Below are 24,102 nucleotides of genomic sequence, written 5' to 3' on the forward strand. Positions count from 1 at the left end.
GAAAAATTAAAACGGATATCCTATCCCAATGTTAAAAATTAAATTCTGCTTACGCCAATCCTTATTACCGAAGGCAATATCATCAAACACCCATCTTTGTCCTTCTGGTAAGTAAGGTTTACGCACCGGGAAGGCCACATCTAAACGGACTACAAAAATGCTGACATCTACCCGTAAACCTGCGCCAGTACCCACCGCCAATTCGTTAAAAGCGTTTTTTAATTTAAAGCCAGATCCAAGTCTTGCCGTCTCAGGTTTGCCAGGTTCTCCAAGATCTTCTTTTCTTAGCCAGATATTTCCGGCATCTACAAATAAGGCACCATAGAGTACACTCACGATCTTAAACCTCAGTTCTGAGTTGAGCATTAACTTAATATCACCACCCTGATCGGCAAAAAGAGCATCATCTCGAACTTTGTAAGTTCCCGGGCCTAAGGTTCTGGCCGGAAAAGCCCTGATATCATTACTACCCCCGGCAAAAAACTGTTTTACAAACGGGAGTGAAGTTGAGTTTCCATAGGCATACCCATAACCTAAGTTTAACCGGTTTGCCCAGATTAAGTTTCTGGTAATTTTATAATAATCTCTTAAATCGGCTTCAACCCTAATAAACTGCGTTAATGCTTTGTTAAAGATAGACCGCTGGCCATTTTCATCCTTTGGGGTAAACAGGCCCCAAACATTACCACTCGTTTCTAACCCACCAAAGAAATAGGTATTATTTCTACGACTATCTTCCATTTGGTTGGTATAGGTGAAATTATAGTTACTGCCAATAATAAACTGGCTTTCTAAAGTCGTTCTCAACAATGGGTTTTGTTCATATATTCTCTTTTCAGTTGTATCAGATGGGAAAGAAGTAGAAACATAACTAATCGAGATCGGATTAAAATTATGCTCTTTGTACAGGTTTTCTTTAAAGTTGTAACCATACTGTCCTTTAACTGCATGCAAAGTATATTCAGAACCACGGTTTAGCATCTGGTAAGACAGCGAAGCAATGGTTTTCGGGATGAAAGCATTGGTGCTATTCGGTTTGTAAAAAGGTACAATAAACCTGGGGAAGGTTAATTTTCCTTCAGCCGTTAACGACAAGGAGTTTTTGCCTAAAGAAGTTCCTTTGGTTTGTGTTTCGAAACCACCACTAACACTCAAGTCTAATTGTTCGGCATTTCTAAACAGGTTTCTGGTGGTTTGGGTTACTTTCACTTCCGAACCCACGAAATTGTTCGATTTACTCGTTCCGACCACCGAAAAGGTCAGTGAGTTTTTCTTTAAGGGCGTTAAATAAATATTCAGGTCGAGCTGATTATTTCTGAAACTATCAACCGGTAAAAATTCAGCCCTTACATCCTGAAAGGCGCCTACATTTACCATGCGGTTTAACGATTGGTTATGATCTTTACGGTTATAAGGTTCGCCTTTTTGAAAGAATACCAAACGGTCGAAAAGTTTTGGTTTAAACGTATTCCGGTCATCGTAGATATTGAAATCGTTATACTGTAAGGGCTTTAATTTTCTGAGTGTCGTATCTCTCCTTAACGAATAATTAGGGTATATGTTAATGTTTTTGATGGTGTATGGTTTTAATGCTGCATCAGGCGCAATATCTTTAACCTTAACCGAAACGTTAACGAGGTTTTTGCCAATGGTGCTATCCACCTGCATAATTAAATAATCGGGACTGAAATAAAAGTAGCCATTTTCTTTCAGGTCGTTATCAATCCTGATCCGTTCATTTTTGTAGGTATCGATATCGTAATAATCGCCAACTTTTAGCAAAGTTTTGTTTTTGTTGGCATTGATGATTTTGGTAAGCACCCCAGAATCGGGCGGGAAATTAATCTTGTTAATTTTATACCGTTGTCCGGTAACTGCAGTATAAATGGCTTTACCCTTTTTTTCTTTCACCACGGTATCGCCGGTAACATTTGCCTGTAAATAGCCTTCACTAATAAGGTAACTGGATAATACATCATTATTGTATTTCAGCTTTACATCATTCAATAATACAGGCGCTTCCCCTTGACGGCGCAGCCAGTTTCTAAAACCTTTAGGCTTTTTGGGCTCGCCTGCGAGATTGTAAATGCCCAGTTTAAATTTTATACCCAAAATCGACTTATTGGGACGTGGTCTTGTTTTAGCCTCCAGATCGGTTTTAATCTGTTTTTCATTATCAATTTTTCCTGATGAATCAGGATTGATTTTTACCTCAGCACCGGTATACAAAATTTGTCCTGGTTTTAAGGATTTGGTACTGCTGCAAGCCGCCCAAACTAAACAGGCCAATAAAAATAAAAGAGGTCTAATTAGTTTTCTCATCTTGTGCTTTCTGTTCAATGTTTCTTATTCTTCTTATTCTTTTCTTCTGAAAAATTTCTCTGAATTTATTGTAATCTACCACCAGCGTAAAGCCCAGGCCTGTTTCAACAATTTGCCCTTGTACAATCATATCATTCTGGTTACGGCGGTAAGCCCTTAACCGGTATCGTCCATCGGCAGATAGCGCATATTCTACGTTCACATTTCCGGCAATATTGGTCGATTTTTCTCCTGGCGCCTGTGGTCCTTCTAAAGCAAATGAACTTCCTACGCTAACGGTTAACCTGTCGTTTAGCAGTTTTTTAGATAAGCCAACCTCCAGATCGGTTTTTTGCTGCATTGACCCAGTTGAATAATCTTCAGATGAATTTACGCCAAAATTAAGATCAACACCTTGAATTAAATCGGAGGTTAAATTATTCAATTGCTCGGTTAACAGTTTACTTACACTCGAACGGGCAAGCGTAGAAACCCCACCGCCACCACCGGCCAGACTTTGGAAAGGATTATTTGCAATAAACCTGTTTAAGGCAAGTAAAGAAAGAACCTGTTTGTTCAACTCACTTTCATCGCGGTTTACATTAATCAATTTGGTATAAACCTGACCATTTAAAGCACCACGTTCGTTTTCTGGTAAGTCGAGTTTAAATGAAATGGTCGGCTTTAATAATTCGCCTTTTATCATCAAATAAACCTGGAAAGGTAGTTTTGTTCTGGCCTCGTAAAGATCCGGTTGATTTAACAGATCGATAGGCGCTGCGTTAACTTCGTATAATGCCGTAATATTGGCAGTTGCTGAAGTAGGTTCACCGGTCCAGATAATGGTACTTCCTTTAACCAGTTTAAATTCTTTTTTTACTACAGCCAGCGTTAAATTGTATGAACCGTCAACTATTTCGTAGCGACCGGTCATGCTGATTTTACCACTAGGATCCATGGTTACATTTAAGTCGGCGTTGCCCCTCACTTTTAAATTATCGCCAGTAGACGGATCTACAACCACATTCAGTTCTGCTTCAGGATCTACTTTTACATCGGCCACAAGATTTAAGCCTTTAATTGGCGATTTACTGATGCTGTCAACTTTTAAAGCTTTTTGTCCGTTAAAGGGAGGTGCATCGGCATCAATAAACTGCACGATACCTTCCTGATCAATAATCGCCGGATCACTCGAAGGCAAAGCGAAGAAAAATTTAGTACCCTTGTTCACATTGATATTCATGTTTACATCCGGCTGGTTTAAATCTCCGCGTACTTTGATGTTGCTGGTTAAAAATACCGTTCCATAAATCATATCATTATCGGCTGCGGTAGAATTAATCGCCCTGAAATTGTTCATTCTGATATCTAAACCGAAGCGGTAGTTTTTAAAATCGGTGGTATAAACCTTTCCGTTTATGGTTGCTTTTTGATTTAAGGAATCGATCAGTGTAAAGTTGTTAAAGCTGATGCCCTCATTTGTAAATGATATTTTCTCATTTGGCATACGGAAATACGAGTTTACATAAGCCACTTTGATGCCCGCATTATTGAAAGTTAAATCGCCAAGTATTTTTGGCGCTGTTAACGCACCTTTAACAGTAAGCGCTCCGGTTAAGGTGCCTGTGCCATTTTTAAGCTGGCCTGCAGATAAACTTTCGATGTTTTTCATTTCAATCTTATCGATATTTACGGTAAGATCTAAAGCACTTTCTGGTGCGGTATAATAAAAGCCGTTAACCCTCAACTCATGCACGCCAGTTAAGGCAACATTTACCTCGAAAGCATTTTCGGTATTGTTGTTTACGGCGAGGCGTAAGGTACCCAATTGATCTTTTTGATAACGCAATTGATCAATGGTTAAGTTCGCCTCAAATTTTGGTGTGCCGGCCAGGTCTTTAACATTTGCCGTTCCGTTTAAACGACCACCAACCAGAGTGGTATCAGTTTCTGCAAATTTGGTTAAGGTTTCCAGCTGGAAGTCTTTAAACGCTACGGCTAACGGTGCATTTGGTTCAGTAGGATTGCTGTTGATGGAAAGCGACTGACCACTGTTGCTGATCTGGAACTGATTAACCAATATGCCTGATGCGCCAAACTGAATGTAATTATCCTGCGAAACCACCCACTTCTGATAATCGAGCAATAGTTTTTGTGGATCTAAAGTGAATTTAAAATCCTTGTTAATCGATTGGAAAGTACCACCAATTACATATTTGTTTTTAAGTTGCCTATCGCGAAGGAAGATATTAACCCCTAAGTTGTTGTTGGCTGCATCGCCACTTACTTCTGTATTGAAAAGTGCAATAGATGGACTTTGAAGACTTTTAACCGTTAAGCTATAAGCTAATTTATTATTATCGTTATTGATGTTTAAAACTGTGGTATCTACTTTAAAATCACCATATACCACCTGAGGGAAATTACCCTTAATCTGCAAGCTGTCTTTTTGTGTATCAATTAATCCGTAAAACTGCGATTGTTTGAATACCGTTAATTCTGGTACAAATTCCTTTAGTAATTTAGAATCGTATACCTGTACAAAAAACCTTAGCCTTTGGTCGGGAACTTTAGCAACCGTACCGAAAGCGTAGTATTTGTTAATTTCGTTGATGATGGCATCGCCTACTTTGGTCAGTTGGTACTTGCCATCAATTTTTGCCGATAATATTTCAGATTTTAAGGTCAGTTCATTTTCGGTAGCGGTTGATTTTGCACGAATCGAAATCGTATCCACATTAATCTTTTGTTTGTCTTTTACCAGTTGCAGGCTGGTGATATCAACTGAACCGTTCAAATAATCGGCATCGGCGGTGGCCAGGTCTACTTTAACCAGACCTGCTGCACTTAATACCGTTGGACTAAAGTTTAAAGCCTGCAAGTTTACCTGCTTCAAATTTAAATCGGCTTTTACGGCTGGATATTTTCCTGCCAGATTCACTTTCGCATCTAAATTAAAGTTGGCATTGCTATCGGGCATGCTGCTTTTAATGCTGATGTTCTGGTTGCTGTAATTGCCGGCAAGGTTTAAATTACGATAGGTATATTTGTTGTAATAAGCACTAATCACCTTAGCGTTAAATTTTGCATTAATCTTTTTAGGATCGAGCCCTGTACCTGCAACATTTGCTTTAACCGAAACCCTGCCCAATTTAGGCTGCATTTTTAAAAGCCTGCCTACATTAAAGTTGTTTAAACTGATATCGGCCTTATAACTTTCTTTACCTTTAGGCCCTTTCATCCCGGCCAGCAAAATAGCGCCACCCATATCAGTCTGGATATTCAAATTGGTATTAAAATCGGTCATCGAACCTTTAAAATTACCTTTGGCATCAATTACATTTGGCAATTCGATGGTTGGAGGCAAAGATTTTTTAGGTACAGCCACCAAAATATCCCCTTTGGTAACATGAAGTTTTTTAATGTTTAAATCGAGATAGGTTTTTTTGATGTCGGGCAAACCTTTTGCTTTTCCACTGATATCAATCTGGGTATTTTTCAATCCGCTGATCTGCAATTTTGGAATGTTCAGGTTATTCAGGTAGCCATTAACATCGGCATTCAGTTTTATTTTTTCATTACGGTAATTGGCTGGAATGGCATCGCTGAAAAAACCGGCATCTTTTAACCCAATGCTGGTGTTTTTAAAAGACAGATTTAATTTCACACGTTCGGGATGTTTGGTTAAATCCTCCATTGAGGTAAAATTTAATTCCGTCGCATTTTCGATTGAAGTATTTGGCGTCTTTAAAATGAAATTACTCAGTTTAATCTGTTTATCGTTATACACTGCATCACCCCTCAACTGATCCAATACAAAACCACTTTTCTCTTTTAACGATCCGTTTTTAACATTCGCTTTTATACCTGCAGCACTATACGCTACATCACCAGCACCTAAATTAAGCTGGGTAATTTTGAGGTGGTTAAAGTCCATGCCTTTGGCAGCAGGTTTTGCCCCAAGATTATCGAACTGAACATTGTTATCGGCCAGACTGATATTTTTAATAATCAAACCCAGAGGCGATTTTTCGGGCACTACGGTATCCTTAACTTTCTTTAAATCGTTACTCGGCACAGGTTTAAAAGCAAAGAGAATATTCGATTTGTTTAAATGGGCATCATCAACAGCATATTTACTGTTGGTTAAATCTACTTTCAGGTTCACCAAACCCAGATCGTTTACATCGGCAACAGCTTTGGTTGTGGATAGCTGGTCGTCGTAATTTACCTTTACCTTACTGAAAATGAAGTTCTGCACTTCAATTAATGGTAATTTGCCCTGTTCCTTCTCACTGCTATCAACACTGTTAGTGATGTGTTGTACCAGATGGACTAATGGTTTTTGCTGTAAATAACGTAACGAGGTATTCACCAGGCTTAACTCTTTAATTACATAATGCTGATTGGCTAAATCGAAATCTTTGATTTTAGTTTTAAATGCACCAAGGTATAATTTCACGTCGTTACCAGCCACATCATCGCGATAGTTGATGCCTATATCTTCGAAAGAAACTTTATCAACAGAGAATTTAAGGGTAGAGGTGGTGTCTTTTTTTACTTTCTCTTCTGGTTTTTTTTGGTCGCTTGCAAAAGCATCAACCAGGAAAGAAAAATTAAAGGTGGTATCAGGACTGATACGTTTCACATTTGCACGTACATTTTTGAGTTCGATGTTATTGACCTCGACCGTATTTTTTAACAGTTTAAACAGGCTGATGTCAACGGCCAGTTTTTCGGCATATAACAAGGTATCGCCTTTGCGGTCTTCGATATAAAATTTATTTAAAACTACGTCTTTTGGCAAGGCAATTTTAATGCTTTCCAAACTGACTTCTGTTTTGGTTTTGTTTTTAAGATAGTTTATGGCTTTACCCTTAACGAAATTCTGAACGGCAGGAATATTTAAAGATAGTGCTAAACCAACAACCAGGATGATGATGGAAGCAATTACCCACAATAAAATTTTGAGACTTTTACGTACGTATCTATTCAAAGCTAAGCGTGTTTGGTGTTTGATAAATGCCAAAAGCATGCCACTAAAATTAATTTTAAGGCACTTTTTACTAAATAATACAAAAAATAACTTAAATTGTTCGCCCGCTATAAAAATTTAACATTGGCGGTTTCATAATTAGTTACAAATGAATTCAATAAATCTAAATATATCTTTTGAACAATACGAAAGTATTGCAGAATTAACATTGGCTGATAGAACGCTTTGTGCACTTGCCGAACAGGCTTTAAATACTTCATATTCTCCTTATTCTAAATTTAGGGTGGGTACGGCAATCCGCCTGGCCTCTGGCGAAACGGTACTGGGAAGCAATCAGGAAAATTTAGCCTATCCCTCAGGACTTTGTGCAGAGCGTGTTGCCCTTTTTACCATTGGCGCTACCTATCCAAATGCGGTGATTGAAAGTATGGCCATAACCGCCCAGACGGATAACTTTGAGATTTTGAAACCCGTTACCTCTTGTGGTGGTTGTTTGCAGGTGATGGCAGAGTTTGAACGTAAACAAAATGCACCGATTGAAGTGATTTTTTATTGCTTAAACGGAGAAATACTAAAAGTGCCCAGTGTAAAGAGTTTACTGCCTTTTGCTTTTGTAGAGGATAGATTGGAAAGATAGTTAGTTCAGTTGGCAGTTTTCAGTTATCAGTTTATAGTTAGTCTTTTCAGTCAGCAGTTCGAATTTAATGCGTGCGGCTGAGAGTTTTGAGCGTACCAGCATCTGTTGAATAAACTGTGTAATAGATTTTTAAAATCTGCGGAAATCTGTATGATCTGCGGGACAACTTTTTGCATTTATTCCCGCTGATTTAAGGTGATCAACGCAGAATCGATTTGGTATTTACAATTTTCAGTTGTTATAGATATGAGTATTGCACTGAAGTAAATAAACTTAAGAGTATTGTGGGGAATCACAGACCACGAATGTAGAACAGGCTATTATTTTGAGCGGAGTAACGCAATTTGTCATGCTGTCCCGAAGCTTCGGGATCAGCATCTTTTTAGCATGAAAGACCCTGAAATTAATTCAGGGTGACGACCCTTTTAGAAAAAAGTCGTTCAAATGTTACAAAGCAAACCAGTAATTGAAATCAGATTTCCAGATAGATCTGTCTCCTAAATATTCGGAACTTTGCTTCAGTCCGGATTGACATACTTCTTTCTTCTGACCTCCGGACCTCCGACTTATTTTCTATATTTGGTTTTTTAACCACAATGAAACATCTCTACATCCTTACATTTTTCCTTTTTATTTCTTTTGGTGCAAACGCCCAGGCCTTACTTAAAAGTAACGTAGTTTATAAAATAGTTTATTTCCGATCTTCGGATGGCAAACCGAAAGAAGACCGGAATGCTACAGTGATACTGGCTTCGGCAAATCAGAATTTAATCAGCAATGCCGCTATTCTTGATCATAAAGCAAAATACCCTTACGAACAGAGCATTGTAACCAAACCTGCTCAAATTTTGTTTCAGGTGGCCGATTTAAGTACGGATAAACAGATTGCAACCGCCGATAGTACAGCAATTGGCAAGCAAACCTTTGAATTGAGCAACGAAACCAAAGTGATTTTAGGTTATACCTGTAAAAAGGCCACAACGGTTGTCAATTCCAATAGAATAGACTTATGGTACACCACCGATGCGGGGATAAAAGCTGCGCCAACCAGTTTGGGCCAGAATCTAGGGTTGGTTTTAGAGCAGGTGCGTAATGGAAGCAGCTATGTAACGGCTACAAAAATTGAAGCAGTTAAAAATCCGAAACCAATCGATTTGCAACAAATAAGTGCTAAGCTTACTGATGGATTAACCTATAAAGATTTACTCTGGAAAAGCAGGTTTACCACGCTAAGTATTTTTAATAACGAAACCATTAATTTTATTGATAAACCACAATCTAACGATTCTGTATTCCGTTTTGCGGGAGGAACAGTGATTGCGAGGAAAGTTAAATTTCCTGAGCTGCAGTCCAAACCTAATGTTTTTGTCGATTTAACTGAACAATCAAACGGTGATGCTTACGATAGAACAGGCTCGGTCTTTATCATCCCGACAGATAAACAGATCAGTTTAATGGATGCGCTTAAAAATTCTGTTAAAGACCTGCCTGTTTACGATAATGGCAATGGAAAGAAATATCAGGGCGTTGTGGCCACCGCAAATTACAACCCGGTTATAGAATTGATGCGCTTTTTTACTCCTTTTGGTGTGGGCAAGTACAATACTTTAAAATTGAAAGATAAAAACTGGGCGGAGAAAGTTTACTACAGACAGGATGTCTCAGAATTGTTTCCGCTGGTAAATGGCAAGGAAGTTTGGGTAGCGGTTTTTGTTGGTAATTATGATAAAGGCGGCCATAAAGTTTCTTTAAATATTACACTGCATAATGGTGGAAGACAAAAAGAAGCCAAGGAAGTGATTTTGCCTTTGTTTAATTCAACCAATGTAATGGAAATGGCTGGTCAGGAGTATGCAACCATGTTTAGCAGCGATAAAGGTTTAGAAGTTTCCTTTACCTTAGCAAAAGACTTAAAAGATGCCAAATTGCGTTACATTACAACCGGTCATGGTGGCTGGGGAAATGGCGACGAATTTGTGCCTAGAAAAAATACCATCTGGCTGGATGAAAAGGAAGCATTCGCTTTTACGCCATGGCGACAAGATTGTGGTTCGTACCGGTTATCGAACCCTGCCTCTGGTAATTTCGAAACTGGTCTTTCTTCATCAGATTTAAGCCGTTCGAACTGGTGCCCGGGAACCGTTACGAATCCTGAATGGATCAGTTTGGGTGATTTAAAAGCCGGGCCACACACCATAAAAGTAACCATTCCGATGGGTAAGCCTGAAGGTTCGAGCTCAAGCGCATGGAATGTTTCGGGTGTGTTATTGGGGGAGGAGTAGTGCAATATTTTTTCGGGAGATGAGTACCCTCATGCGAATCGTCATTTCGAGCGGAGTGCAACGCAGTCGAGAAATCTATAATTAAAGCGTTATTTTGCAGATCACACTACCGATCAGCTTCCTACCGTTGTGACACAGATAATATAAAGTTTTTTCTGCTCTATGCCGCAGGGGCATGCTACTTTGGAGCGCCAAAGTACCCAAAGCGCTTTGTCAATCCAGCAAGGTGGCTTCTCACTGCCCCAGGCTCATCAAAAAAACAGCGGCACTTCGTTTTGTGTTCAATACCTTTTAACCTTGGAATCATGATTGTTGAACACAAAACCACTGCGTTTCAGGTTTGGTAATGCTGACTATATTATTTGTGCACCTGTTTTTTGATTCTCCTGCCACTTGGGATTGACGGCGTTCTTCGGTTAAAGCTATGGGCTATTAAGGTTAGCTTAGCACAACGCCCTATAAAATCTAACCCTAAAAATGTATTCACACAATAGGCCTGCGCGGGAATGCCGCCAACATTAAAATTTATCACGCAATCCAGCTCCTCCTTATATTTAAGAGGAGTTGGGGGCATTCTATACATCCTGCAGCCCCCAATAGCAGCACAAAACGATTTTGCTAAACCGGATTGAAGGGGAGATCCTTTTTTGCTGTGCTGGGCAGAGCAGGGGGGCTAAAAAAGATCGCATCGGAAAGCCGGAGGAAACATTCACAAAACCTGGAGAACCTTGCTTTCCAAATCAACACAAACAAGTTTAGATTTCGGCAGGTGAGACACCAGTCGATAGGATGAGCAATCATTTTATAATATCCAAACATTAAGATTAGCTTCGCTGAGCACTGCGTGGTTTCCGCCTGCGCGGGAATGACTGCAAGCGCTAAGGAAAACGCAGCTTGCCCTTGTTTTTTAACAAATTTTCGATCTTGAAATGTGAATAACCTCTCTTCATTCTATGAAATCATTTTTATTATATTTACGGCTGCCAATTTTTGTAAATAAATGAGTGAAGAATTAGATCAAAACGTAAACGAAGAGCACAAACATACCATAACCCCAATCAACGGTTTATACGAAAACTGGTTTCTCGATTATGCGTCTTATGTAATTCTCGATAGGGCCGTCCCGCACATTAACGATGGACTAAAGCCTGTTCAACGACGCATTATGCACTCGCTTAAGGAGATGGATGATGGGCGTTTTAATAAGGCGGCCAACGTAATCGGTAACACCATGAAATATCACCCGCATGGTGATGCTTCTATTGGTGATGCCATGGTGCAGATTGGTCAGAAAGATTTATTGATTGATATGCAGGGTAACTGGGGTGATCCGGTTACTGGTGATAGTGCTGCGGCACCACGTTATATTGAAGCACGTTTATCGAAATTTGCCAACGATGTGGTGTTTAACCCCGATACTACCGAATGGCAACTCAGTTACGACGGGCGTAACAACGAACCGATAACTTTACCGGTAAAATTCCCTTTGTTATTGGCGCAGGGTGCTGAAGGTATTGCGGTGGGTTTGGCGACTAAGGTAATGCCGCACAATTTTATCGAATTGCTTGATGCTTCGATAGATGCGCTGAGAGGCGTGCGCCCCAATATATTGCCCGATTTCTTTACGGGTGGTATGGCCGATTTCTCTAATTATAATGAAGGACAGCGTGGAGGTAAAATCCGCGTGCGTGCAAAAATAACCGAGAAAGATAAAAAGACATTGGTGATTAGCGAAGTGCCATTCAGTACCACCACCGGTTCGGTTATCGATAGTATCTTATCGGCCAATGATAAAGGCAAAATCAAGATTAAAAAAATTGAGGATAACACGGCAGCCAATGTAGAAATTGTAGTGCACCTGGCACCGGGTATTTCACCTGATGTAACCATTGATGCACTTTATGCTTTTACGGCCTGTGAGGTGTCGATTTCGCCAAATACCTGTATTATTCAAGGTGATAAGCCACTCTTTTTGAGTGTAAACGATATCCTGATTGAAAATACAAAACACACTAAAAATTTATTAAAAAGAGAGCTGGAGATTCGTCTGCACGAGTTGCAGGAGAAAATTTTCTTTAGTTCATTACTTAAGATATTTATTCAGGAGGGGATGTATAAAAATCCTGAATATGAAAACTCAACCAATTTTGAAACCGTAGTTGAGGTATTACACATTTTATTCGATCCGTTTAAACCTTCACTTTACCGCGAAATTTTGCCTGAGGATTTTAAGAAGCTGATTGATAAACCCATGAGTAGCATCACCCGTTTTGATGTGAAAAAGGCCGATGAGCAGATGAAAAATCTGGAAGATGAGATTAAGGCGGTTAAAAATCATTTAAAACACCTTACCGATTACGCCATTGCCTGGTATCAGAAACTGAAAGATAAATACGGAAAGGGAAGAGAACGTAAAACCGAAATCCGTTTGTTTGATCGGGTAGAGGCTTCGAAGGTGGCACTGGCCAACGTGAAGCTATACATGAACCGGGAGGATGGATTTATCGGATCGGGTTTACGTAAGGATGAATTTGTGGCCGATTGTTCGGATATCGATGAAATAATTGTCTTCCGTGAAGATGGTAAATGCATCATCACCAAGGTAGCTGATAAAACCTTTGTGGGCAAAGGCATTATTCACGCCCAGGTATTTAAGAAAAACGATGAGCGTACCATTTACAACATGATTTATAAAGATGGTGCAAGTGGTACATCATATATTAAAAGGTTTGCCGTAGTTGGGGTAACACGCGATAAGGAATACGATTTAACCAAGGGATCGAAAGGTTCGAAGGTTTTATACTTTACCGCTAACCCAAATGGTGAGGCTGAGGTGGTGAACGTTGCCCTGAAACCGCATTCTAAACTGCGCAAGCTTCAGTTCGATCAGGATTTTGCAGAAGTGGCCATTAAAGGGCGTGGATCGCAGGGAAATATCATTTCGAAATATCCGGTCAAAAAAATCATTCTGAAGAGTAAAGGGGTTTCTACCTTATCAGGTCTGAAAATCTGGTACGATGATTTATTAAAACGCCTAAATGTGGATGGCCGTGGAAAATACCTGGGTGAATTTGATGGCGATGATCGTATTTTACAGGTTCATAAAGATGGTTACTATGAATTAAGTTCTTTCGAACTCAGCAATCACTTTGATGATGGACTGATTTTGATTCAGAAATTTGACCCGGAGCGGATTTTTGCTGCTGTTCATTTCGAAGGCAAGGCGCAGAACTATTTTATCAAACGTTTTGCATTTGAACTGCAATCTGTTGGCCGAAAAACTATTTTCATCAGCGAGGAGCAGAAATCGAGGTTATTGTTCCTTACCTCTAATCCGGCAGCGAAAATTATCGTTGATGTTTTAAAAGGCAAAACCCAAATTCCTGAAACTTTGGATTTAACCCTGGCAGAACTGATTGATGTTAAAGGCTTAAAAGCAAATGGCAATCGGCTATCCCCTCATGATGTACAAAAAGTGGTGTTAGAAGAGCCTGAGGTAGCCATTGAAGAACCAGAAGAAACAACGATTGAAGAAAGTGAGGATGAGGAACCAGCGGCTGATGAAGAAGTGAGCAATGAAGAAACGGTAACGGATAACGAGCAGCCTGAAGCAATAATTAAGGATGAACCTGTTGTGGTGCAGCCAAAGCCAAAATTCGAACGTGCAGAAGTGCCTGCAGTTAAAGCCGATCAACCAGAAGTAAAAGAAAAACCTGCTGCGGTAGAAAAGCCAGTGGTGGAAAAACCTAAGCCAGAACCTGCGCCTGTTAAAAAAGAAGAAGTTAAAACTGAAGATAAACCCGAGGCAGAAGAAAAACCTGTTAAAAAGATCGATTTCGAGATCACCAATCCGGATGATATCGATATTGACGATAAAGGGCAGCTGGGATTATTTTAAATCTTACCAAGATCGTTATCCCGGCCGTATGTTCCAAAGGAACTGCTTCGCGGTGATTTTTTTAAGCTTAACATCGTTTGATGGCCATCAGGAGATAATAAAAAGCCAATATAGCATCCGAAATCATGTGATTTATGGTGCTATATTGGCTAACTTATTTTAATGAAGCGATACTATTTTATCGCTTTTTCAAATGCACTAATTCCACCCACTATAGGTAAAGTAAGTGTGGTTGCATTTAAATCAATGGTTAGCTGTGTTCCGGCTTTTGGCCAAAGCGTAAATTCTTTATCACTCGAAAAAATCATCAGGGCAATTTTTTTACCTGCAGGTATAATCTGATCATCTGGCTGAAGGTTAAATTTGAGTTCGTAAAATTTGCCGGGTGTTAAAGGCGCACTTTCACTTAGCGACTTATTGTTTTGAGGATCGGCCCAGCCACGTGTAATTACATTATCCATTAATTTTACGCCGTTTCCTTCCGTCCAGGGTAGAGCAACCAACCAAACCGAGAAATTGGCGGCCAGTTTATTGCTGGCCAGCTTAACTGTAAATTGTGTTAAGCCCGATAGGTGAACAGCTTCTTTTAATGTAGGACTTACATAAAGCAAGCGGTGTTCTGAGTTTTCGGCTTTTGCGAGGTCGCTACCTGAAAAAGAAACATCATCTGTTAAAGTTTCAGCGGCTTGTTTCTGTGGTTTAGCAGTATATAGGCTTCCATTACCATTTCCACCGGATCCCAGGAAAAGTTTTACATTACTGGCATCTGGGTTTGGGTAATCGACATATGGTGTTGGGTTCGAATTGGGTTGGTTTTCCCTCACGATCCAGGCTTTGGGATCTTTCTCTACACCATTTTCGATTCCAAACAAATAACGGGTAAACCACCTGTTCATCATTTTCATGGGCGGCGGACCACCGTGTCCTTGCTGGTGATAAAAAATCTGCACAGGTAAACCTTTGGCCTCGGCTGCTTTATAAATCCGATAGCTATGTTCAGGCATTACATTCCAGTCGTTAAAACCGTGCGACATCAGTAAGGCTGCTTTCATCGGTTTCATGGCATTTAAATAATCTCTACCTGCCCAAAATTTATTATAATCGCCAGTTATGCGATCCATTCCCTGGGCCATCTCGCCATCTCTTATCGTTTTATTTCCATAGGCTCTTTTATCTTCTGCACCACTGTGTATGTAATCGTATAACACATCAACATCTTCTCCTAAATATCCACCCGGACTTCTTACTAGGCCATTTGAGCGGTAGTAATGGTAATAGGAGGTGTTTGGTGCAATGGGAATGATTGCTTTTAACCCATTAACTCCGGTAGTTGCTGCGGCTAGCGGTATGGTTCCGTTATACGAAGTTCCTGTCATTCCAACATTTCCGGTACTCCAGTAAGCTTTAACTTTTTCGTTCCCATCTGCAGTGGTATAACCATTATCCTTTCCACCCAGCCATTCGATAACGGCTTTTGGAGCCAGCGATTCGTTTATTCCACCTACTGTTGGCGATCCTTGCGATAGTCCGGTGCCGGGTGATGAAGAGTGTACTACAATAAAACCCCTTTTTACCCATTCCCTAATTAAAGAGTTTGAGATAATTGGTCTTTTACCTGTACGTATTACCTCAGGGTGTACACGAGTTACAGATGATTTTTCGCCAATTTCGTGTTTTACATCCCAAAACACCCCCTTCTCATTTCCGGCCGTTCCGGCATAATAAGGGCTTGATTCGTAAATAACAGGGAGTTTTAATCCCTCCGTTTCGGTCTGGTAAGGTCGTGTTACATCAACATGCATACGGTCAGGTTTTCCATCTCCATCGGTATCAAATGTTGTTTGTACCCATAAATCGGTACGGATCCACTTGTCGGGCGTATCAAATAAGGTTACTATTTGTGCCTCGCCATCTTTAAATACAGGAAGGGTTTTAGCAGTTTCGTTTTTTTCTTGTGCAAAAGCAGAAAAAGCCAGTGGAAATAATAAAATAGGAAGTTTAAATAATTTACCTTTTTTAAAATTAAGGTTTATCATGGTTTTAAGATTTAAATAGTTTATTGGTGTTTCTTTTGTGTTGTAAAAACAAAAAAGAAGATTTTTTTTGAAACTTGCTGCTTCGAAATTAATTAATTATGGTTAGATAATGTTATTTTTTAAATGTAGCCCGTAATATTTAATCATCCGGATGAAAAAGAACAGATAGGTGGTCACTGATTATTATTTCTTATATTTGCCTTGCTCAAAGGGGTGCTTTTTGATGTTGCAATGTCTGTTGCCATCAATTTGCTGAGATTATACCCATTTAGAGGTTTAAGCCAAAAGGTTTAAGGTATAGGGTTTAACCTTAGGCCCTAAGCCTCAAACCTTACACCTTCTAATGAACCTGATGCGGGTAATGCCGCCGTAGGAAGAGGTTAAAATTTACAAAACTGTTTCGCCCCGAAAACGGTATCTAATTATTTTACCGGCTGCAAAGCAAATTATTGTAAATGAATTTTCAAGATTGGTTTAAGCTTTTTCAGGAGCAGATTTTACACACCTCATTAATTGAATGGCTGGCTGTGGGTTTTGGGGTATCTGAGGTTTTATTGGCGAAGAAAAATAGTATCTGGCTTTATCCAACAGGAATAATTTCGATCCTGTTATCGATGTTTCTACTCTTAAATGTAAAGCTGTACGCAGAAACCTTACTCAGTATTTATTATCTGGTGATGAGCGTATACGGCTGGATAATCTGGAAAAAAAGAAAACAGGAGGGAGAAAACCAGGTTTCGTGGTCGAGCAATAACGAATTAACCATTGCTGTTTTAATTTCTGTTATTGGTTTCGGGGTGCTTTATCTTGTATTGAGGCATTATACCGATTCAGATGTGCCTGTTTTTGATGCCTTTGTATCTTCTACAGCCTGGGCGGGCATGTGGCTGTTAGCCAAGCGTAAAATCGAAAACTGGATATTCCTGAACATTTCTAATATTGTGGCCATTCCGTTGCTGTTTCATAAAAAGCTTCCACTTATGGCCTGTTTAACTACGTTTTTGTTTACCGTAGCCATATTTGGATTTTTAGACTGGAAGAAGATCATTAACAAAAGCAAACTCAAACTGGCTTAATTATCTTCTTACCCAAAGCACAAAAAAAACATGCAAGAAACATTAAGCACCACCTGGCAGGAAAAAGTAAAAACTTATGCTGCACGTTCAGAAGAAATGGGTAAACTTCATCCCGAAATTCTGGAGCTGGCATATCAGGAAAATTGGTTTAAACTTTTTGTGCCAGAAATTTACGGAGGGCCAAACAAAAAACTGCCCGAAATTTTAAGATTGGAAGAAGAATTGGCTGAAGCCGATGGCAGTTTAGGCTGGACCATCACACTTTGTGCAGGTGCAGGTTGGTTTGCCGGCTTCTTAAATCCTGAACTGGCTGAAGAGATTTTTGCCGACCGTGAAGTTTGTTTTGCCGGGAGTGGTGCTGTGGGTGGGGTAGCCATTAAAACACAAGCAGGTTATCTGCTTAACGGAAAATGGAATTATGCCAGCGGTGCATTGCATGCAACCATATTTACCGCCAACTGCACGCTTAAAAATGAAATTGGTGATGATATTTTGGATGAAAATGGAGAACCTGAAATTACATCATTCATCCTTAAAAAAGAGGAAGTAAATATTTTGCCGGGTTGGTCGTACTTCGGTTTAATAGCCACAGGAAGTCATGCTTTTGAAGTTTGCGATTTAAATGTTGATGAAAACAGGACCTTTAAAATTAACCAGCACATCGAGGTGAAAGATGCCGGCTTTGATTATCCCTTTTTACAGCTGGCAGAAACTACGTTAACGGTAAATAGTTTAGGCATGACCAATCATTTTATTAAACTGGTAGAACAATCTTTTTATTCGCGTTCTGGATTAGGGAGATATAGCGAGGCACAAATTTTGTTTTTTAACGGTGAGCTTAACCGTTGCAAAGAAGAAGTGTTAAATCTTCGTACAAAATTCTACCATATCTTTGATGAATCCTGGGATCAGTTAATAGATGCTGGCGAAATTGCTGAAGACAAGTTAATTGAGGTGAGTTCAATTAGTCGTAAATTGGCCCATGCCTGCTGGAAGTCGGCAGCTACTTTATTTCCGTACTGTGGTTTAGACGCTGCAAAAAAAGAATCAGAAATTAATAGGGTTTGGAGAGATATCCATACTGCAAGTCAGCATGCCTTACTTACCTTCGAAATTTAACTATTCCAAAAGCTCCGGCTTAATTTTATCTTTAAAATCAGTAGCGAACTTATTCAGTTTTGGTTGTATCACAAATGCGCAATAAGGTTTCCCCTGATTGTGGTTGAAATAGTTCTGATGATAGTCTTCAGCTTCATAAAATTCAACTGCGGGCGAAACTTCTGTCGCAATAGGCTTGTCGAAAATATGCTGGCGGGTTAAATCTGCTATCATTTCTTCCGTCTGCTTTTTCTGATCTTCATTTTCGTAAAACACCACGGAGCGATATTGTGTACCAACATCATTACCCTGCCTGTTTAAGGTTGTTGGGTTATGGGTTTTAAAGAATACCAATAGAAGCTCATTGAACGAAATGACATTTTCATCAAATGCGATTTGAATCACTTCTGCATGACCGGTATCGCCATTACAAATTTCCATATAGGTAGGATGCTTTAAATCTCCCCCCATGTAGCCCGATGTAACCTGGCTTACCCCATTTAACGTTTGAAAAACGGCTTCGGTGCACCAAAAGCAGCCTCCGCCAAATGTTGCTGTTTGCATATCCTACGTATATAAAATCTAATCCAATTTTTAATCAATCAAAAAAAGACATTTTTTTGATATTAAAGATTGGTTGCTTACCGATTATTCCTGTAAGTTTTAAGTAGAAGCTGTTTGGATAACATTTAGGATAATACATTAAGAAATGTATCTATGCAGAAGGCAAATAAAAAGCCTGTAATGGTTATTACAGGCTTTCAAATTTATTGATATTGAATATATATCGGTTTTGGTGTAAGCTTTAATAGCTCTTCAGGAGTCATCAAACGCTTGGGCTCTTTCTTTAAATCATTTTTATAAAATAGCTTGAAGCCGGTAAACTGTACCGGTTCGCTCTGTATAAAGTGGCGATAAGTACCTTTTTTTAATTCCGGTTCGCCCCATCCATCCATATGCATTACCACCTGCACCTCAGGACGTAATTTAATATTAGGCGAATTGGTTACCATCTTCTTTGTAAAACGGTGCAATACAAAAACTTTTGGAGGCAAATTGTATTTTTTAACAATATCTGCTAAATAACCGGTTACATAATTAACATCGGCAGCATCGTAGGTGCCAATTTTTTTACCTGGTAATGATCCGTCTTTCATTGAAAATTCAGGATCAATACCTAAATGAACATATGGCAGTTCCAGGTATTTTGCAATATGAGGCAGCTCTGCTTTAATCGTACTTAAAGCGACCTGAAGATCCAGGAATACAATGGTGTTAGGTTGCATTTTGGCAATTTTTAAAACAGAATCAATCTGTTTATTACCCATTCTGTTAATGTATTTTCCATCTTTACCTGGTGTTCCGCTGGCTACTGCAGCAATATAGTGCAGGCCTGGTTGTACCGGCGTAGAAGGATCAGCTTTTTCCCAATGTTTAACCTCTGCATTTAAACGCTGCCACATTTCTTTAGGTGCATATTCGCCAAGTGCACCCATTTTTTTCGAATGCAGGTTTCCGTAATAAACAACAATGCGTTTAAAAGGTAAAATCGCTCCGGCTAAAGGATAAGGTTGTTTTTTTACCGGCCATCTTCCGGTAGTATCTCCGTTTGCCAGTTTCTTTACCAGCGAATCGTAAAGCTTTGGATCAACCGGTTTCATTACGTTAACCGTTGAGTCTGTTTTCTTTTTGGTTGAATCAGATGAAAAGATTTTACCGATACCGCCACTGCTCTTGCCGTCTGAATTACAGTTGGCAAATAAGCTGATTGCGGCAAAACCAAGTATTAGTGTGCCTGCTAATTGAGGGAATTTCATAGATATTATAAGTAATTAAAGTTTAAACAGTTTTCCGAATCTGTTTTGATGAAAGTAGGGTGGAAATCTGGTAGTTTAAAATAAAGTAATCAACATTTACACATTGCAGAATTTGCCAAAAACACCCAGAGGCAATTTAATGCCCGATGTGGCCTGTAGAAACAGTTCTCCTGTTTCGAGGTTTTTAACAGATGGGAATGATGTGCGGATTAAATTTTCTACAATTACCGAAGAAAAACCTAAAGAGTAAGTATTTAAGATTAAGAAATGTTCTTTTTCATCTAGCAGTTGTACTACATCCTGCATCATTTCCTGGATATGATCTTCGAGTTTCCACTTTTCGCCATTAGGCCCGTGGCCGTAAGCAGGTGGGTCTAATATGATTCCGTTGTATTTTTTGCCTCTTTTAAGCTCTTTTTTAACAAATTTTAAAGCATCTTCTACCATCCACCGGGTATCTTTCAATCCCGAAAGTTCCTGGTTTTCATTTGCCCAGGTAACCACCTGTTTAATCGAATCTACGTGAGTAGTTTCGGCACCTGCCGCATTGGCAATTAGTGATGCCGCACCAGTATAAGCAAATAGATTTAAAACTTTAGGCTGTGGCGTTTTAAATTTTTTAATCGAAGCAGAAATAAAGTCCCAGTTTACAGCCTGCTCAGGGAATACGCCTACATGTTTGAAAGAGGTTAAGCCTAAGCGGAGTTTAATACCCACTTCGTTGTTTTTATATTCTACATGCCAGCGATCTGGAATTGATTGATTTTTTTTAACCCATTCACCAGAAGTAGCCGAACGCCCCCTGAAAGTAATATTGGCCGCTTTTTTCCAATCCTGTTCGGAGTATGTTTTTTTCCATACGGCCTGAGGTTCAGGACGGATAAGGGTTACATTTCCAAAACGTTCTAATTTTTCAAAATCCCCGCAATCTATCAGTTCATAATCTTTCCAGTGGGTTGGGGCAAGTAATTGTATCATGTATTTAAAATAGCTTTAAATTAGGATAATTTTTGATGTATTGATCGTCAGTTATTAGGATTAGCTTATCTGCTAATGCTTGTGAAATAATCAATCTGTCAAAAGGGTCCCTGTGAATTAGCGGTAAGGCTAAATATTTGTCGAAGTGGTGTTTTTGTATGTTTAAAACAGACAGGTTAAATTGATCTATTACTGCATACATTTCATCCAAGTCTCTGGTAACAATTAGCTTTCCTATATTAAGTTTAATAATGATTTCCCATAAACTGGCAATGCTTATGAACTTATCATTCTTAGTATCTTCAATGCTGTTTATTACTGATACTTCAAGACCATTATCTTCATTAATTAAGGAGATAAAAATATGAGTATCTAGCAGAAGCCGCATTACATATACTCTTTTAAGTCATCTAATGGCTCGTTAAAATCTTTAGGGATAATAAAAAGGCCTTTTGCAGCGCCGTATAAGCTTTTTGGTTCTTCAACAATGTTTTTTTGTTCGCTTTTTGACTTTGGAAAACTCTTCGAATGTTTAGCTTTTAAAAAATCAATAAAATCTTCTACCTCGTTTACCATGCTTTCTGGTAAGGTTTCCAATTTGTGAATGATATTTTTTGTGGCCGTAGTCATGTACAAATATAAGAATTTTCTTAAAATTTATCTTTTGCAGCTTTCATGAAGCGGCTGGCGAATACGAAATCGTTTAATTCTTTAATGTCAGTATGTGCAATTTCCTTGTTGCTGCCTTCCCAGAATTTCTTTCCTTCATGCAGGAACAAAATATAATCGCCAATACCCATTACCGAGTTCATATCATGCGTTACCACGATAGTTGTGGTTTTATATTCTTCTGTAATTTCCTGGATCAACTCATCAATTACGATTGAAGTTTTTGGATCTAAACCCGAGTTTGGCTCATCACAGAACAAATACTTCGGGTTCATCGAAATGGCACGCGCAATACCTACACGTTTTTTCATTCCACCCGATAATTCTGCCGGGAACAATTTGTTTTTACCTGCAAGATTTACGCGCTCTAAACAAAAATCAACTCTTTCAAGCTTTTCTTTTCTGCTTTGATCAGTAAACATATTTAGAGGAAACATGATGTTTTCTTCAACTGTCATACTATCGAACAAGGCAGAACCTTGAAATAACATGCCAATTTCTTTACGCACTTCAATACGCTGTTCGTAGGTCATGGGTGTAAAATCACGGCCATCGTATAACACCGAGCCCGAATCTGGCTGATGCAAACCCACCATACATTTCAGTAGAGTTGTTTTTCCTGATCCGGAACCACCGATAATTAAATTGGTTACACCTTCTTCAAACTTTCCGGAAATGCCTTGTAATACATCATTTCCGGAGAACGATTTATAAATATCTTTAATTTCGATCATTACAATAAAAGTTGAGTAACTAAATAATCGCAAACAAGAATAGAGATACAGCTAATTACAACTGCTCTGGTACTGGCCTGCGAAACTTCTAAAGCACCACCACGAACATAAAAACCTTCGTAAGCCGGAACTGAGGTAATAATGAAACCAAATACAAATGCCTTCACCAAAGCCACGGTAATGGTATAAGGGTTAAAATCAGTGGTTATACCTTGAATATATTCAGCCGGGGTAACAGCACCAGAAATAGAACCGCCAATATATCCACCGGTAATACTTAAGAACATAGAAATGATAACCAACATGGGTACCATGGTTATGCCTGAAATAATTTTAGGGAGGATGAGGTATCCAGGGGCATTTATACCCATAATTTCTAAGGCATCAATCTGCTCCGTAACACGCATTGAACCAATTTCTGATGAAATGGCCGATCCGATTTTTCCTGCCAGTACAATTGCACTAATGGTTGGGCTTAACTCCAATATACTGGAGTCGCGGTTTACAGAACCAATAATTGTTTTTGGAATAAAATCGCTAACCAGCTGGAAAGCAATTTGTAAAGTCATTACCGCACCGATAAAAGTAGAGATAATCGCAATTAAACCTAAAGAGCCTACACCAACATAATCCATTTGTTTGGCGATTTCTTTCAGGTATATTTTCAGTTTTTCCGGCTTTCTGAATACAGACTTGAGTAGCAGGATGTATCTGCCGAAATTGGTAAAATTCATTCCGTATGTATTTGCTTAATTTAAATGATCGTTCTATACTACTACAAAGAAACGATAAAAATTTGTCGCTCTTTGCTAATTGCAAAAATATTCGTGGTTTTGAATATAAATATGGTTTTTTGTTAACAAAAATTAAACCATAAATAATGAAAGCTGTAATAACCGGAGCAACTAAAGGAATTGGTAGAGCTATTGCGATTAAATTTGCCCAAAATGGATACGATTTAGTTTTGGTAGCAAGGGGTTTAAACGAACTTGAAAAGCTAAAACAAGAACTAACCCCTTATGGGAATGCTGTTTTTACTCAGGCAGCCGATTGTTCAGTTAAAGAAGAAGTGTATGCTTTTTTAAATTCTACAGCTATAAATTTAGATCAGGTAGATGTTTTAGTAAACAATGTGGGGATCTTTTTACCTGGCAGCCTGCTTGATGAGGATGACGAAACATTCGAAAAGCAACAACATTTAAATACGAATGCCGGTTATTACATCAGTAAATTTTTTGGCAGAAAAATGCGCTCAGCGAAGCGGGGCCATATATTCAACATCTGTTCGGTGGCCAGTAAAGCACCTGTAAAAAATGGAGGCAGTTATAGTGTAACAAAAGCAGCGATGTTAAGTCTTAATCATGTATTGCGGCAAGAGTTAGCACCTCACAATGTTAAAGTCACTGCTTTTTTGCCAGGCTCTACCAAAACTTCATCGTGGGAAGGAACAACAATTCCGGATGAAAAATTTGTACAGCCTGAAGATATTGCAGAAACTTTGTTTACCATTTTAAACTTAAGTAAAGGGGTAAATGTAGATGAGGTTTTGATTACTCCGCTTGATTTTTAAACACAAAATG

At 39.1% G+C, this 24,102-nt stretch carries 16 protein-coding genes; 6 read left to right on the top strand and 10 right to left on the bottom strand.

The window, feature by feature from the left end; all coding sequences use genetic code 11:
• Positions 1-6 precede the first annotated feature (6 nt).
• Positions 7-2,322 (bottom strand): translocation and assembly module lipoprotein TamL, encoded by a 2,316-nt coding sequence (tamL, locus tag AC07YT_RS17865; protein WP_086547615.1) that lies wholly within the window; start codon positions 2,320-2,322, stop codon positions 7-9.
• Positions 2,306-7,297, bottom strand: coding sequence for a translocation/assembly module TamB domain-containing protein (locus AC07YT_RS17870; RefSeq protein WP_086549402.1), 4,992 nt, complete (start codon positions 7,295-7,297; stop codon positions 2,306-2,308). The genes tamL and AC07YT_RS17870 overlap by 17 nt, the downstream gene beginning before the upstream one ends.
• 148 nt (positions 7,298-7,445) lie before the next feature.
• On the opposite strand from AC07YT_RS17870, the gene AC07YT_RS17875 reads away from it, so the two are divergent.
• The 3 genes from AC07YT_RS17875 (at position 7,446) to AC07YT_RS17885 (ending at position 14,114) form a co-directional block, all read left to right on the top strand.
• Entirely contained in the window at positions 7,446-7,934 is a 489-nt protein-coding gene (locus AC07YT_RS17875; protein WP_086547614.1) for a cytidine deaminase, read from the top strand.
• Positions 7,935-8,530: 596 nt separating this feature from the next.
• Positions 8,531-10,216: a GLPGLI family protein gene (locus AC07YT_RS17880; RefSeq protein WP_086547613.1), complete on the top strand. Its 1,686-nt coding sequence runs from the start codon at positions 8,531-8,533 to the stop codon at positions 10,214-10,216.
• A 1,000-nt stretch (positions 10,217-11,216) separates the two neighbouring features.
• Entirely contained in the window at positions 11,217-14,114 is a 2,898-nt protein-coding gene (locus AC07YT_RS17885; RefSeq protein ID WP_086547612.1) for a DNA gyrase/topoisomerase IV subunit A, read from the top strand.
• A 173-nt stretch (positions 14,115-14,287) separates the two neighbouring features.
• Here AC07YT_RS17885 and AC07YT_RS17890 read toward each other — a convergent pair whose 3' ends face one another.
• Positions 14,288-16,150, bottom strand: coding sequence for a Xaa-Pro dipeptidyl-peptidase (locus AC07YT_RS17890; RefSeq protein ID WP_086547611.1), 1,863 nt, complete (start codon positions 16,148-16,150; stop codon positions 14,288-14,290).
• Positions 16,151-16,605: 455 nt separating this feature from the next.
• Between AC07YT_RS17890 and pnuC the strand changes: the two genes are divergently transcribed.
• On the top strand, positions 16,606-17,226 hold the full coding sequence (pnuC, locus tag AC07YT_RS17895; RefSeq protein WP_086547610.1) for a nicotinamide riboside transporter PnuC: 621 nt from the start codon (positions 16,606-16,608) through the stop codon (positions 17,224-17,226).
• Between the two features lie 30 nt (positions 17,227-17,256).
• Complete coding sequence (locus AC07YT_RS17900; protein ID WP_086547609.1) at positions 17,257-18,345, top strand: acyl-CoA dehydrogenase family protein; 1,089 nt, start codon at positions 17,257-17,259, stop codon at positions 18,343-18,345.
• On the opposite strand, the gene msrA is transcribed toward AC07YT_RS17900, so the two are convergent.
• The 7 genes from msrA to AC07YT_RS17935 all read right to left on the bottom strand — a co-directional run bounded on the left by msrA (position 18,346) and on the right by AC07YT_RS17935 (position 23,256).
• Entirely contained in the window at positions 18,346-18,888 is a 543-nt protein-coding gene (gene msrA / locus AC07YT_RS17905) for a peptide-methionine (S)-S-oxide reductase MsrA (RefSeq protein ID WP_086547608.1), read from the bottom strand.
• 203 nt (positions 18,889-19,091) lie between these two features.
• Positions 19,092-20,141, bottom strand: coding sequence for a hypothetical protein (locus tag AC07YT_RS17910; protein WP_086547607.1), 1,050 nt, complete (start codon positions 20,139-20,141; stop codon positions 19,092-19,094).
• 96 nt (positions 20,142-20,237) lie between these two features.
• On the bottom strand, positions 20,238-21,119 hold the full coding sequence (locus AC07YT_RS17915) for an RsmD family RNA methyltransferase (protein ID WP_086547606.1): 882 nt from the start codon (positions 21,117-21,119) through the stop codon (positions 20,238-20,240).
• 4 nt (positions 21,120-21,123) lie between these two features.
• Positions 21,124-21,507, bottom strand: a complete 384-nt coding sequence (locus tag AC07YT_RS17920) for a type II toxin-antitoxin system VapC family toxin (protein ID WP_086547605.1) — start codon at positions 21,505-21,507, stop codon at positions 21,124-21,126.
• A complete protein-coding gene (vapB, locus tag AC07YT_RS17925) occupies positions 21,507-21,749 on the bottom strand; it encodes a type II toxin-antitoxin system VapB family antitoxin (RefSeq protein ID WP_086547604.1) in 243 nt (80 codons plus the stop codon). Before vapB ends, AC07YT_RS17920 begins: the two co-directional genes overlap by 1 nt.
• Before the next feature lie 20 nt (positions 21,750-21,769).
• Positions 21,770-22,522 carry an ABC transporter ATP-binding protein gene (locus AC07YT_RS17930; RefSeq protein ID WP_086547603.1) on the bottom strand — a complete coding sequence of 251 codons (753 nt, stop codon included), beginning with the start codon at positions 22,520-22,522 and terminating at the stop codon, positions 21,770-21,772.
• Positions 22,522-23,256, bottom strand: coding sequence for an MlaE family ABC transporter permease (locus AC07YT_RS17935; RefSeq protein ID WP_029275780.1), 735 nt, complete (start codon positions 23,254-23,256; stop codon positions 22,522-22,524). Before AC07YT_RS17935 ends, AC07YT_RS17930 begins: the two co-directional genes overlap by 1 nt.
• 146 nt (positions 23,257-23,402) lie before the next feature.
• Here AC07YT_RS17935 and AC07YT_RS17940 point away from each other — a divergent pair, with 146 nt between their 5' ends.
• Positions 23,403-24,092 (top strand): SDR family oxidoreductase, encoded by a 690-nt coding sequence (locus tag AC07YT_RS17940; RefSeq protein ID WP_086547602.1) that lies wholly within the window; start codon positions 23,403-23,405, stop codon positions 24,090-24,092.
• The last annotated feature ends 10 nt before the right edge of the window (positions 24,093-24,102 follow it).

This window comes from Pedobacter sp. GW460-11-11-14-TSB4 (assembly GCF_059423705.1).